Here is a 14079-nt window from a genome sequence, read left to right on the forward strand (position 1 = left end):
GTAGTTCACCGCCAGGCTCCCAATAAGTAAACAAGCCCGTCTCGAAAGAGTCGGGCTTTTTGCTTTGCGTTGCCCTGGTGGTGAACCTGCCCGAGCGAGCGAAAAGCTATGCGACAAAAATGTCTGGAACATTTTATACTCACAACATCCTTGTCGCTCGCCTGCGGCAGCATAGCTGTTCAAAACGGCTATCCTGCCGTTTTGTGAGACAGCCAACGGCTGGTCCCGCAGGGACGAGGCGCACGATGCGCCGAGCAATGTATTTCACCGCTGGAGGGCCAAGCCCCGCAGGCTCCCAGTTCGAGCAAAAGGCCTACCCTAACCGGTAGGCCGTTCTGCGTTTACCGGCCTAAAAAACTATCCCAATCTTTCCATACCGGCTGCAGGCCTCGTTGTATTAATGACTTTGCTACCAGTTGTGGTGAGCGATTATCGTCTATGCTGAATTGCTCTAGATTTTCCGGCTCGACGCTGTAACCACCTGGTTGGGTTTTTGAGCCGGCACTGACACTGGTGATAGCCAGTGGTACCACGTGCTGACGGAACACGGCAGATTCGCGTGTAGACAGGCTGATTTCCAGCTCGGGTGCAAACAAGCGAAAAGCGCAAATCAGCTGGATCAGTTCTTTATCGCTGATTGGATTTATTACCTCGTTACCACCACTGCAAGGGCGTATTCTGGGTACGGATAAGCTAAAACGGCATTGCCAATAGTGTTGTTGTAAGTAACGCAGATGGTGTGCCAGCAAGATAGCGTCCGTGCGCCAGTCACTAAGACCAAGCAAAATACCAAGACCTATTTTATCAATACCGGCTTGACCCACTCTGTCAGGTGCATCCAGCCGCCAGTGAATATCACTCTTTTTACCCTTTAGATGATACTGTTGATACGCCGCTGCATTATAGGTTTCCTGATACAGCATTACCGCATCGACGCCGAGAGCCTTTAGCTTGTCATATTCTATGCAGCTTAGCGGCTGTACTTCTAATTGCACACTGCTGAAGTATCTGCGAACTAATGGCAGTACATCACAGAAATAGTCTATACCTACTTTACGCTCGTGCTCACCGGTTACAATCAGCACCTGATCTATACCCAGTGCTTTAATAGCGCGGCATTCTTGTGCTATTTCGCCGTAGTTTAAGGTGCGGCGTTTCACTTTTTGACTCAGTGAAAAGCCGCAGTATGTGCATTCATTGGCGCAGAGATTGGATAAATACAGCGGCGCATAAAATTGTACTGTATGGCCAAACCGTTGTCGGGTGAGTTGCTGTGCTTTGGCTGCCAACGCAGGCAGTAGTGGTAACGCTGCCGGTGAGAGCAGTGCTTGCAAATCTGTTATACCAGGCTGCGGTTTGTTAATCGCAGCTTGCACATCACTAAGGCTGAAATTACGGCTTTGCAGTTGTAATTCCTGCCAGTCTTGCTGTTGCCAGTGTTGTGTAAAACTCATAGTGCCGCCAGAAAATCAGTCAACGGGCTTGAAGCTGCTGCATATACCTGTTTAGCTGCTAAGCCGGCTTCATATGCTATGTGCCCGGCGCTTACAGCTTGTGCAAAGGCGCCTGCCATTGCTACCGGATCCTGACTTGCCGCAATAGCGGTATTGATTAACACTGCTGCAGCACCAAGCTCCATAGCGGCCGCCGCGTGTGACGGCGCGCCAAGGCCGGCGTCGATAATAACCGGCACTGTTGCTTGTTCGATAATAATCTCCAGCATGGCGCGGGTTTGCAGGCCCTGATTGGAACCGATGGCAGCTCCAAGCGGCATTACAGCGGCGCAGCCGGCTTGCTCCAGCCGTTTACACAACACCGGATCAGCACTGCAATACGGCAGTATCACAAAGCCCAGTTTAACCAGCTGTTCGGCAGCCGCCAGGGTTTCTATCGGCTCCGGCATTAAATAACGCGGATCGGGGTGAATTTCCAGTTTCAGCCAGTTGGTTTGTAATGCCTCGCGCGCCAGTTCTGCGGCAAAAATGGCTTCTTTCGCTGTTTTAGCACCGGAGGTGTTTGGCAGCAACTGAATTTTCATCGCCCGTAGCGGTGTCAGTAAATCATCCAGGGGTTTATTTAACTCCAGTCGCTTTATGGCAAGTGTCACCAGCTGGCTGCCACTGGCCTGTATAGCTTGTTGCATCAGCTGTGGAGCGGAAAATTTTCCGCTACCCAGCAGCAGACGACTGTGAAAGGTTTTATCTGCGATTGTCAGCATGCTCAGCCTCCGGTAACTATCTGAAATAGTTGTATCTGATCATGGTTTTGCAGTTGATACTCAGGCCACAGGCGTTTAGCAATAACGCTGTTATTCACCGCTATTGCCAGGCCCTCAGTGTTTAAGTGTTGTTGCTGTAGCAGTTGTTCTAAGGTGCAGACAGCAGCAAGTTGTAGTGGGGTGTCGTTAAGCATAATGTGCATAATGTTGCTCCACTTGATGTTTAAAGCGCGAAAATGCCTGTTCGGGCTCAGCTTGTGCCGTAACCGCTGATACTACGGCTACGCCGGATACACCGCATTGCAGTACTGCATCCAGCCGCTCAGTAGTAATGCCGCCTATGGCGACGGTCGGCGTATCGCTACAGAGGGCGGCGTAGCGCTTAAGCCTGGTTAAACCTTGTGGCTGTGACGGCATTTGCTTGGTTTGCGTGGCAAAAATATGCCCCAATGCGATGTAAGACGGCTGTAACTGACGCGCCCGTAATAGTTCAGCGTAACTATGGGTTGAAATGCCCAGACGTAAACCGGCTGCTGCTATCGCAGGTAAATCTGCCGTGGTTAAATCTTCCTGGCCTAAATGCACACCATAGGCAGCGTATTTAATTGCCAGCTGCCAGTGGTCGTTGATAAATAACCGCAATTTGTAATCGCGGCTTAACGCCACGGCTTCGGCTATCTGCTGTTCAATTTCCAAAGCAGTGCCATGCTCATGTTTTATGCGTAGCTGGATAACATCCGGTTCAAACGGCAGCAAACGTTTTAGCCATTGCACGCTGTCTACTACCGGATAGAAGCCGATAGGGGCGGCGATAGCGGCAAAGTTTAGCGTTTCGTAGTACGTATCTTGCGGCTGCGTTAGCTTGGGAAAATAGCGCGGCTCTGTTGGCCAGCCGTGATGTTGCAGGCTACCTGCGCCTTTGCCTGTAGCGTAGCTATGGCACAGTGCTTGTTGCAGATAAGCACGGCCAATAATAATGCTATCAGTAAGATCATAGCCATGAGCGCAAACTGCAGCTATTGCGCTGGACAATACACAGCCGGTGCCATGGTTATGCGCTGTGCTGAGCCTGGGTTGTGTAAGCTTAAGGCTACTGCTTGCGTTGATAAAATGATCAGTGATATCGGTTGTACTGTTACTGTGCCCACCTTTTATCAGTACGGCTTTTGCCTCCCATTGCAATAATTGCTCAGCTTGCGATGAAACCTCAGCCTGCATTAAATGACTCAGCAGGGCCAACTCCGGCAAGTTAGGGGTAATAAGATCCAGCAGTGGTATCAGCTTATGGCGCCAGACGCTTAAAGTACTTTGCCGGACGAAGTTATAGCCAGTGCTGCTACTTAACACCGGATCGGCAATGACAATAAATTGATACTGATCTTTGTGCTGAGCCAGCCAGCTGGCTAATTGCTCCAGCAAACCGGCATCAGGGATCAGGCCGATTTTAATCACCTGGGGCGGCATATCGTGCAACAAGCAGTTCAGCTGGGTAACAAACAGTGCCTGGCTAACGGCTTCATAGCCCACTACCTCAGTACTGTTTTGCGCTGTTACGGCCGCAATCACGCTGCAACCGTGACAATCAAGAGCAGCAAAGGTATGCAAATCGGCCTGAATGCCGGCGCCACCGCCACTGTCCGAGCTGGCAATGGTCCAGACGATGGGTTTGGCTTCAGATAATTGCTCAGGCATCAGTTAATGCCTCTTCCTGCTGAATTTGCTGGTTAAGCCGCATCGAGCAAAATTTGGGCCCGCACATCGAGCAGAATTGTTCGCTGTCGGCACCTTCATGGCTTAGCGTTTCATCGTGATAGGCTTTGGCAGTAAACGGGTCCAGCGCCAGATTGTACTGATCTTGCCAGCGAAATTCGTAACGCGCCTTGGATAGGGCATTGTCTCTAAGCTGCGCGGCCGGATGGCCCTTAGCCAGGTCTGCGGCATGGGCGGCAATTTTGTAGGCAATCAGGCCTTGCTTTACATCTTCTTTATTTGGCAGGCCTAAATGCTCTTTCGGCGTGACATAACACAGCATGGCGCAGCCAAACCAGCCAATCATCGCTGCACCGATGCCGGAGGTAATGTGATCGTAACCCGGTGCAATATCGGTTGTCAGCGGGCCCAAAGTGTAAAATGGTGCTTCATGACAATGCTTTAGCTGCTCGGTCATATTTTGCTGAATAAGCTGCATCGGCACATGACCCGGGCCTTCAATCATTACCTGTACATCATAGCGCCAGGCAATTTTGGTTAGCTCGCCTAAAGTACGCAGTTCGGCAAATTGCGCTTCATCGTTAGCATCGGCAATGCTACCCGGGCGCAGGCCGTCACCCAGTGACAGCGAAATATCATAGGCCGCACAGAGCTGGCAAATTTGTTCAAAGTGCTGATATAAAAAACTTTCCTCGTTATACAGCCTGGTCCACTGCGCCATAATAGCGCCGCCACGTGAGACGATACCGGTAACCCGATTGGCGGTTAGTGCGACATAGTCCTTTAGTACCCCGGCATGAATAGTAAAGTAATCGACGCCTTGTTCGGCTTGTTCAACTAAGGTGTCGTAAAAAACTTGCCAGTTCAGCCGGCTAACATCACCGTTTACTTTCTCCAGTGCCTGATAAATCGGTACTGTGCCAATCGGCACCGGGCTGTTGCGTAAGATCCAATCGCGGGTTTGATGAATACGCCGGCCGGTGGACAAGTCCATTACCGTATCGGCGCCCCAGCGCGTGGCCCACACCAGCTTTTCTACTTCCTCTTCAATACTGGAGCTGACTGACGAGTTGCCAATGTTGGCATTGACCTTAACTTTAAAGTTGCGGCCGATAATCATCGGCTCTGCTTCCGGGTGATTAATGTTGGCCGGAATAATGGCGCGGCCGGCCGCGACTTCCTGGCGCACAAACTCCGCAGTGATTTGCCTGGGTATAGCAGCACCGAAACTTTCGCCCTGATGGTTTCTGATACCATCATCAGTGGCGGCCATGTTTTCCCTCAGCGCAATAAAATGCATCTCCGGCGTAATAATACCGGCGCGGGCATAATGCAGCTGGGTTACGCTTTTACCGGGCTTAGCTTTGAGCGGCTGATGCTCAAATTCGGTGATTTGTTCATCCAGCGCAATATCAGCAAAGGGTAACTCAGGCGAGGGCGTTACATCGCCACGGGCTTTAATCCAGTTCAGCCGCAACTTTGGTAAGCCTTTTAGCACATCTAACTGCTGCGCCGGGTCGCCGTATGGGCCTGAAGTGTCATACACCGGCAAACTGGGGTTAGCTTGCTCGCTGCCGTCAGCCATACGGCTGGGGCTAAGATGTATATCCCGCACCGGTACTTGCACGTCGCTGTGTTCACACAACAGATAACGGCGGCTGGAACCCGGAAAGGTTTCGCCTTGCAGCGCCTGAATATAGGCACGGGCATGGGCGCGTAAATCACGTTTTGACAAAGGTGTAGCAGACATAGCAAGCTCCGGTTAACAAGTTGAGGTTGCTTGTCCGGAGTGGGGGCAGGTGATAACGCCGAGCCAGTCCGCCGGGCGGATTTGGCTTGGGTTAAATGCTGTAGTTCCCCTTGTTTCCCTTCGCAGGTATTAGCCTGATCAGGTTCAACGGATCCCGTTTTCACGGTCTCAGCCCGCTGCAAACAGCTGGGCACTCCGACAAGATGGTGCTAAGTATTCACTTATTGCTAACGAAATTCAAGATCTGAATGCAACCGGTTTTATTATAAACTCTGAATATACACATACAGCGACTTCAGAACTTTCATCTTATGTTCGTCACTGGCATGCTCATGCGCCAGATTCTCCAGCGCCAGGCTGAAATCTTCCATCGTCAGGTTGGGGTTATCCAGGCCGTGCATTAGCTTATCAGTGCGGTAGCGCTGCCACTTTTGCTGTTCGCTGTCGGTCAGGCTGTAGGGGTAATTACGGGCCCGGTATAAAAACAGCAGGCTGTTTAAGCGCTCGTCACTAAATACCGGTGCATCTACCGCTAGTTGCTCCGGCGAAAGCTGATGCAGTTGCTGCATTTTTTGCTTATCGCCGTCACTGATAAAGCCATTATACAGCTGATAATCCGGGTTGGTTTCAGCAGGGAACTCATTCAATTGCTGATACAGTGCTATAGCTTTAGCTTGCGTATCGCGGTGGTGGCGCAGAAAGTCGAGGTGCTTAAGGCATTGTGTGCGGTCAATGCTAAATTCTGCAGCCCGCTCTTCGCTTAACGTTTTTGCCGGTGCCAGCACCGGGCATTTATTTAAATGGATCAGCTTTAAGCCCAAGCGCTGTTCGCCATCGGCTAAATCGGCAGTTTTGGTGTACAGTTTTTGCTGTAAGGTAGCGATATCGTCTTCCAGCAGTGGCGTCGGATCAGCTTGTAAGTTATAGCAAATTACCGCGTTTTTATTAGTTGGGTGAAATGCCAGCGGTACTATCCAGCTAACGCAGCCCTGCGAGGCAGGAAACTTTGACGATACGTGCACCAGCGGTGTCATACCGGCAACGTCAATCAGCTCAGCCACCTTGGCTTTTTTACGCAGTTCAAATAAGTAACTAAACAGCTTTGGTTGCTTTTGTTTAATGAGCTTGGCCATGGCAATAGTGGCGTAGACATCAGATAAGGCATCGTGAGCGTTTTCATGTGCTAAGCCATTTGCCTTGGTGAGTTGCTCCAGTTTAAATATCGGGCTGCCATCTTCACGCAATGGCCAGGTAATGCCTTCGGGGCGCAAGGCGTAGCAGGCGCGTACCATATCAATTAAGTCCCAGCGGCTGTTACCGTTTTGCCATTCGCGACCATAGGGCTCATAAAAATTGCGGTACAGGCTGTAGCGGGTGACTTCATCGTCAAAGCGCAGGTTGTTATAGCCCAGTACACAGCTGTTGGGCATACTGAATTGCTGCAAAATTCGCTGCATAAAGTCAGTTTCGTTCAGGCCTTTTTTGTTGCACAGCTGTGGTGTTAAGCCGGTGATCAGGGCGGCTTGAGGATGCGGCAGATAATCATCGGCTAGCTGGCAATACCAGACATCGGGCTCGCCGATAATATTAAGGTCTAAGTCGGTGCGAATACCGGCAAATTGCGCCGGGCGGTCACGCTTGGGATCCGCGCCCCAGGTTTCATAGTCGTGAAAGTAAAAACTGCTTTGTGCTGTCGTCACAATAGCTTATCCAAATTTGGTGTATAGCAACATATCGCCAGTTTAGCAGCTGCAGCGCTTGGGATACATGGTTTTACCGCAGTAAAATTACCGACTACCGGCTTGCAGACATTGTTGTAGCAACATAGTGAGCGGTTCTGTATTACTGTTCTTTGGATAGGCCAGACCTATAGTGCGTTCTAATTTAAGTTCATTCACCGGGCGCAGAACAACGTCATTCCGTTGTTGCATATTGTCAAAATCTGGCACCAGTGCACAGCCAACACCGGCAGACACCAGCCCTAATGCATATTCGATAGTTTGAATATCAGCGCGTAAGTCGGGTTTAATGCCGCGGCGTACCAGTTCAGGGTATAACGCATTCCACGCATCACAGGGGGTGCGTTTAATCAGTGGTAAATTTTCAAAGTCAGTTAGCACAACATTTTCCTGCAGCATTAATGTTGAGCCCGGTGGTATCGCGAGTAAATAATTATCCTGCCATATTGGCTGAAACGCTTCGCCGGCTTTTAACAGCTGAGGCGTTATTATACGGGCATCGCACTGTTCATCCGGTTCAACCAAATGCAGTTCCAGCCCGGGCAGGCTGTTACTAAACTCGCGCAGTAACTGGCTCATGCGTTCAACGCCTAAAGCCCGAATTAGCCCCAGGCGGAATTTTACCCGCGCCACCGGTTGGCTAAACGAGGCTTTAAGTGACTGTAATTGCGCCAACAGGCGGCCGGCATGGCCGTAAAGTTTGTCGCCATCCTCCGTTGGGGTTACGCCTTTTGGCAGACGGGTAAATAAACTGACGCCCAGCTCCTGTTCTAACTGGCGCAACGCAGATGATAGCGATGGCTGTGCCACACAGCACTGGCGCGCCGCCGCGCTGACACTGCCTTGCTCGTATACGGCAACAAAGTAATTTAGTTGGCGAATATCCATAGCTATAAACTATACCTGATACAGAATTATTATATTTTAACTGTACATTAAAGCAGGCTAATCTGGCGATAACTAAAAATATTTGGCTGGTTTTATTGAGGAATTTGCTATGGCACGTGCACATTTTGATTGGCAGGACCCGTTTGCATTCAGCAACATGTTAACCGAAGAGGAGCGGATGATCCGCGACACGGCGCAGCAGTATTGTCAGGAAAAACTGCTGCCGCGGGTGTTAATGGCGAACCGCGAAGAGCATTTTCACCGTGAAATAATGACAGAACTTGGCGGGTTGGGCCTGCTGGGCGCAACCTTACCGGAAAAGTATGGCTGCTCTGCTGTTAACTACGTTTGTTATGGCCTGATAGCTCGTGAGGTAGAACGGGTAGATAGCGGTTATCGCAGCGCGATGAGCGTGCAATCCTCGCTGGTGATGCATCCTATTCATGAATACGGCAGCGAAGCGCAGCGGCTGAAGTATTTGCCCAAACTGGCAACTGGCGAGTGGGTTGGCTGTTTTGGTTTAACCGAGCCGGATGCCGGTTCAGACCCTGCAGGGATGCGCACCACGGCGAAAAAGACCGCCGGCGGTTATCTGTTAAACGGCAGCAAAATGTGGATCACCAACTCGCCAATTGCTGATGTGTTTGTGGTGTGGGCCAAATTAGACGGTGACATCCGCGGCTTTGTGCTGGAAAAGGGCATGAAAGGCTTATCAGCACCCAAAATAGAGGGCAAGTTTTCTCTGCGGGCCTCTGTTACCGGCGAAATTGTGATGGATAACGTCGAAGTGGGCGAGGATGCGTTGTTGCCCAATGTCAGCGGTTTAAAAGGCCCGTTTGGCTGCTTAAATAAAGCTCGCTACGGCATCGCCTGGGGCGCGCTGGGTGCAGCGGAGTTTTGCTGGCATGCCGCCCGGCAGTACACTCTGGACCGCCACCAGTTTGGCCGGCCCTTGGCGGCAAACCAGCTGATCCAGAAAAAACTGGCCGATATGCAAACTGAGATCAGCATAGGTTTACTGTCTTGCTTACAAGCAGGCCGTTTGATGGATCAGAATTTGCTGGCGCCGGAAACTATTTCGTTAATTAAACGCAACTCCTGTGGCAAAGCGCTGGATATCGCCCGGGTTGCCCGCGATATGCATGGTGGCAACGGTATTGCTGACGAGTACCATGTTATCCGCCATGTGATGAACCTGGAAGCGGTAAACACCTACGAGGGTACACATGATGTGCATGCGCTGATTTTAGGCCGGGCACAAACCGGTTTACAGGCGTTTAGCGGCGTTTAAGCCAGGCAGTTGCAGCGGAGTAAGCCTTATGTCAGAAGCCGTACATCCCTGGGTTAATGAATACCGTGAGCGCTTAAAAAGCGGCAAACTACCGCCGCACAGCAGTAGTCATAGTATTGAATTCAGTACCTTATATCAGTTATGGCACAGCCAGTTATGCAGCCGTCTGCTGGATTTACAATCGCGTTTGCTGCAAGCCAAAGGCCAGAGTTTTTATACCATCGGTAGTGCCGGCCACGAGGGTAACGCGGCTGTCGCTGCTGCACTGAGGCTAACCGATCCGGCATTTTTGCATTACCGCAGCGGCGCGTTTTTTATAGAACGCAGCAAGCAGTTGCCCGGCAGCACACCGTTATACGATATGTTGCTGTCGTTTTGTGCCAGCAGTGACGACCCCATCTCCGGTGGCCGCCACAAGGTACTGGGCAGCCTGGCGCTGAATATTCCGCCGCAAACCAGCACCATAGCGTCACAGTTACCCAAAGCAGTGGGCGCGGCTTTTGCTGTCGACTTAAGCAAACGTCTTGGGGTCGGAGGCCAGTGGCCGCAGGATGCGATAGTGCTGTGCAGCTTTGGCGATGCCTCGGCCAATCATTCTACCGCTCAGGGCGCCATTAACTCGACCTGCTGGGCAGCGTACCAGCAGGTGCCGCTGCCGGTGCTGTTTGTCTGCGAAGACAATGGCTTGGGTATTTCTACCCCGACACCCAGCGGTTGGATAGAGCAGGATTTAGCCGACCGTCCGGCGCTAAAGTATTTTGCCGCCGACAGTCGCGATCTGGCGCAAACCTATCATATTGCCCGCCGTGCCGCTGATTACGTGCGCAGCAAACGTAAACCTGCTGTACTGCATTTATCTACCGTACGGCTGTTTGGCCATGCCGGCGCTGATGCGGAAGCGGCATATCGCACCAAAGCGCAAATTGAAGCCGAGTTGGAGCTGGACCCCTTGCTTAGCAGTACGGCCGCATTGCTTGCCAGTGGCGACATTACCGCAGAAAAGTTATTGGCGCAGTTCAATGCACTGGTTGCACAAATTGGCCGCGTAGCAGCCATTGCCAGTGACCAGCCTAAGCTAACCACTGCAGCGCAGGTTATGGCGTCTATCGCGCCGCAGCGTGCGGCCTTGCCGCTGCCAACGCTGCCCGATAGCACAGCACGGCAGCAATTGTTTGCTTTTGACCAGCATAATATGGGTAAGAAGCAGCACCTGGCAAAACTACTGAACTGGGCATTGCACGATGTGCTGGCGCAGTACAATAACACCGTTGTTTTCGGCGAAGATGTCGGCAAAAAAGGCGGCGTTTATGGTGTTACCCAACATTTGGTGCATGCCTTTGGCAGCAACCGGGTGATTAATACCTTGCTGGATGAGCAAAGCATACTGGGTATGGCGATTGGCCTGTCGCAGCAGGGTTTTATTTCAATACCGGAAATTCAGTTTCTGGCTTATGTGCACAATGCCGAAGATCAAATTCGCGGTGAAGCGGCCACCTTGCCGTTTTTCTCCAACGGCCAGTACCACAATGCGATGGTCATTCGCATCGCCGGTCTGGCCTACCAGCGCGGCTTTGGTGGGCATTTTCATAATGACAACTCCTTTGCGGTGTTTCGCGATATTCCGGGCATAATTTTATTTTGCCCGTCAAACGGCTATGACGCTGCCTTGTTGCTGCGTCAGGCGGTGCAACTGGCGCATCAGCAAAAGCGTTTGGTTATCTTCCTTGAGCCTATTGCGCTGTATATGACCCGCGATCTGGTCACTGCCGGCGATGGCTTGTGGCTAAGCGACTATCCGTTACCGGACACGCCATTGCCCGAGCTCGGTGCGCCCGCAGTATACGGCGATGGCGATGAACTGGCGATTATCAGCTACGGCAATGGTTATTACTTAAGCCGTCAGGCTGAACAAGAGCTGGCAGCACAAGGTTATCGTATTCGCGTACTGGATTTACGTACCCTGGTGCCACTGCATACTTCCCAGATTATTAACGCCTTAAAAGGCTGTCGTAAGGTACTGATTGTCGATGAATGCCGTCGGCGTGGTTCACTTAGTGAAGAGCTGTTTACTGCTTTGCATGAGGCTAAACCCGGCCATTTCAGCGTGCAGCGCTTATGTGCTGAAGATAGCTTTATCCCGCTGGGCGCTGCTGCATATGCGGTATTGCCATCAAAACAGCAGATAGTGCAACAAGCGTTAACGATGCTAAGCGTGAACACTGAACAGGTGATGTTATGAAAAAAACGGCATTGGTGGTTTGTCCGGGCCGCGGCACTTACAACAAAGCAGAGCTGGGCTATATCAGTAACAACTGTGCTGACAAGGCATTGCTGGCGCAGTTTGATGCGGTGCGCTCCGCTGCCGGTTTAACTACTGTAAGCGAGCTGGATCAACAGCCGGTATTTAGCCGCAGCACGCACTTGAAAGCCGAAAACGCCGCGGCGCTGATTTTTGCCGCCGGAGTAGCAGATTATCATAGCGTTAACTCCGAACAGTTTGAGGTGGTAGCCGTTACCGGCAATTCGATGGGCTGGTATACCGCGCTGGGCTGTGCCGGAGTGCTGGCGCCGGATAGCGGTATGCAGCTGGTCACTGATATGGCGCAATTAACTGCAGATGGCACAGGTGCGCAGTTTATTTACCCGGTTATTGATGATAACTGGCAAACAGATACGCAGCGCTGCGCTTTGGTGCAACAACAATTAGCACTGCATAAAGATCAGCTGTTTATGTCTATCGTTTATGGTGGCTATGCCGTGCTGGCAGGCAGCGAAGCGGCGGTCAAAGCGGCGATGGCAGCACTACCGCCCTGTGATGAACGTTTTCCGCTGTTACTGCCGGGCCACGCAGCATTTCATACCGGCTTTATGCAGGCGGCGTCAGATAAAGCATTGTCGCTTTGGCCGGCCGCGCGGTTTAACCAGCCGCAATTGCCGCTGATTGACGGCCGCGGCCAGATTTGGCCGAATTTTGGCAGTGATTTAGCCGCGTTGCAGCGTTATACACTGCAACATCAGGTATGTCACAGCTATGATTTTAGTAAAGCGCTGCAGGTCGCCGTAAAAGAATTTGCGCCTGAGCATATTATCCTACTTGGGCCTGGGGCTGGGTTAGGCGGTGCGGTGGCGCAAAGCCTAATTCAAATAGGCTGGCATGGGCTTAAATCAAAACAGGACTTTGTGGCAGCGCAGCAAAGCGCTGTGCCTTATTTGCTGAGTATGGCTATGCCAGAGCAACGGCAACTTGTCAGGCCTAGTTAACTCTGGCTAGTTGCAGCAAACTGGACAGTTTGCGCTGATATTGATCTTTATCCTCGCTTGACGGCGCAGTGCGCTTTGCCCGTTGCAGATAACGTTCAGCCTGCACATTGTCATTAAGTTGAAAATAGGCTTTGGCCAAGCCAAAGTAAGCTTCATGATTGTTTTTATCCAGGCGCACAGCATGCTGATATTGGGATATGGCTTCGTTAGCATCACTGCGTCTTAACGCTTCATTACCCAACATCAGATAATAGTATGGGTTATTCTTGCGTGCCTGATCCACATGCTGCATCAGTGCCGCAGCTTCGTCTTGTCGCTGTGACTTGCTATACAAATACGCCAGATTCGACATGGTATTAATTGAACTGGGATCCAGTTTTAAACTGTGTTTATAAACTTGTTCTGCTTGCTGCTCCAAGCCGTACCTTCGGTACAGTACCCCCAGATTAGCCCAGGTCACTGCAAAGTTCGGATCTATTTTAATGGCGGCCAGGTAGTATTGGTATGCCTGTGCGTCCTGAAAACGATTCAATTCCTCTGCCGCCTTGTTGTTGTAAAACATTGCGGTTACCCGCTGTCTGTTAAGTTGGGTGGTAGAGAAGCGTTGTTTTAGTATGGCGGGATCAAAATCTACAACGACATCGCGACCAAACAAGATTACGCCAGAATGATTTTCCGGTAAGGAGTTTTGTACGATACGTAAATTAACATGACCGTTTAGCCAGGTGGTGTTTTGCTCGCTGGTCCAGTATTCGGGAATGGCAACATCCTGAAACACGGCTTTTAACCCCACTTCCTTAGCCATGCTATATGCCAGTATCGACAGACTCAGACAGTTTGCTTTGCCAATAGCCAGCGTTTCGCTTGCTGTTTTCGTGGCGCTGTTGTCGTATATCAATTCATCATGAGCAAACGAGAATATGTACTTTAGCAGTACCTTAGAGCGTTCAGAAATGCCGTTGGTTGTATTCAGGATGCGTTGCAGTTCTGAAAGCACGTGCTTGGGCAGCGCATAAATTTGCTGTTCAGTTTCAACCTCGGATATGTCACCGGCAAAAGCTGAATTGGCGATTAGCAGAGACTGATAATCGTAGCTTAATTCTGATTTTGGTACAGACTGACAGGCGGTTAACGCCAAAAAGCTAATAAACAGGCTTATGTATGTTTTCATCGCTGAGCTCCACGACTGCGATAAGTTCACTATAGCGCAAACTCAGCAAAC

The 14079-nt window shown here is 51.1% G+C and carries 11 protein-coding genes, 1 pseudogene and 1 riboswitch; of the genes and pseudogenes, 3 read left to right on the forward strand and 9 right to left on the reverse strand.

What is annotated here, in order from left to right; all coding sequences use genetic code 11:
- The 8 genes and pseudogenes from ACYVIC_RS04990 to ACYVIC_RS05025 all read right to left on the reverse strand — a co-directional run.
- Positions 1-183: hypothetical protein (locus ACYVIC_RS04990; protein ID WP_460857828.1), on the reverse strand; the 183-nt coding region annotated here is incomplete at its 3' end.
- A gap of 158 nt (positions 184-341) precedes the next feature.
- The gene (gene thiH, locus ACYVIC_RS04995) at positions 342-1454 is read right to left on the reverse strand and encodes a 2-iminoacetate synthase ThiH (protein WP_460857830.1); all 1113 of its coding nucleotides are present in this window, start codon (positions 1452-1454) and stop codon (positions 342-344) included.
- Positions 1451-2218, reverse strand: a complete 768-nt coding sequence (locus ACYVIC_RS05000) for a thiazole synthase (RefSeq protein ID WP_460857831.1) — start codon at positions 2216-2218, stop codon at positions 1451-1453. The genes thiH and ACYVIC_RS05000 overlap by 4 nt, the downstream gene beginning before the upstream one ends.
- A 2-nt stretch (positions 2219-2220) precedes the next feature.
- On the reverse strand, positions 2221-2421 hold the full coding sequence (thiS, locus tag ACYVIC_RS05005) for a sulfur carrier protein ThiS (protein WP_460857833.1): 201 nt from the start codon (positions 2419-2421) through the stop codon (positions 2221-2223).
- Positions 2405-3910: a thiamine phosphate synthase gene (gene thiE, locus ACYVIC_RS05010; protein WP_460857835.1), complete on the reverse strand. Its 1506-nt coding sequence runs from the start codon at positions 3908-3910 to the stop codon at positions 2405-2407. Before thiE ends, thiS begins: the two co-directional genes overlap by 17 nt.
- 16 nt (positions 3911-3926) lie before the next feature.
- Positions 3927-5678 (reverse strand): annotated as a pseudogene (gene thiC, locus ACYVIC_RS05015) (phosphomethylpyrimidine synthase ThiC); the annotation flags it as partial.
- A 97-nt stretch (positions 5679-5775) separates the two neighbouring features.
- Positions 5776-5886: riboswitch (TPP riboswitch) on the reverse strand.
- Positions 5887-5941: 55 nt separating this feature from the next.
- Positions 5942-7378, reverse strand: coding sequence for an exodeoxyribonuclease I (sbcB, locus tag ACYVIC_RS05020; RefSeq protein ID WP_460857837.1), 1437 nt, complete (start codon positions 7376-7378; stop codon positions 5942-5944).
- An 87-nt stretch (positions 7379-7465) separates the two neighbouring features.
- Positions 7466-8305 carry a LysR family transcriptional regulator gene (locus tag ACYVIC_RS05025; RefSeq protein WP_460857839.1) on the reverse strand — a complete coding sequence of 280 codons (840 nt, stop codon included), beginning with the start codon at positions 8303-8305 and terminating at the stop codon, positions 7466-7468.
- A 109-nt stretch (positions 8306-8414) separates the two neighbouring features.
- Between ACYVIC_RS05025 and ACYVIC_RS05030 the strand changes: the two genes are divergently transcribed.
- From ACYVIC_RS05030 to ACYVIC_RS05040, 3 genes are read left to right on the forward strand one after another with little or no spacing between them, the layout of a single operon-like run.
- Positions 8415-9596 (forward strand): acyl-CoA dehydrogenase, encoded by a 1182-nt coding sequence (locus ACYVIC_RS05030; protein ID WP_460857841.1) that lies wholly within the window; start codon positions 8415-8417, stop codon positions 9594-9596.
- A gap of 28 nt (positions 9597-9624) precedes the next feature.
- Complete coding sequence (locus tag ACYVIC_RS05035; protein ID WP_460857843.1) at positions 9625-11835, forward strand: dehydrogenase E1 component subunit alpha/beta; 2211 nt, start codon at positions 9625-9627, stop codon at positions 11833-11835.
- Positions 11832-12857, forward strand: a complete 1026-nt coding sequence (locus ACYVIC_RS05040; protein WP_460857845.1) for a malonyl CoA-ACP transacylase — start codon at positions 11832-11834, stop codon at positions 12855-12857. The genes ACYVIC_RS05035 and ACYVIC_RS05040 overlap by 4 nt, the downstream gene beginning before the upstream one ends.
- On the opposite strand, the gene ACYVIC_RS05045 is transcribed toward ACYVIC_RS05040, so the two are convergent.
- On the reverse strand, positions 12850-14028 hold the full coding sequence (locus ACYVIC_RS05045) for a tetratricopeptide repeat protein (protein ID WP_460857846.1): 1179 nt from the start codon (positions 14026-14028) through the stop codon (positions 12850-12852). The two genes, ACYVIC_RS05040 and ACYVIC_RS05045, sit on opposite strands and share 8 nt — an antisense overlap.
- Between the last annotated feature and the right edge of the window lie 51 nt (positions 14029-14079).

It is taken from the genome of Rheinheimera gaetbuli, from assembly GCF_054781935.1.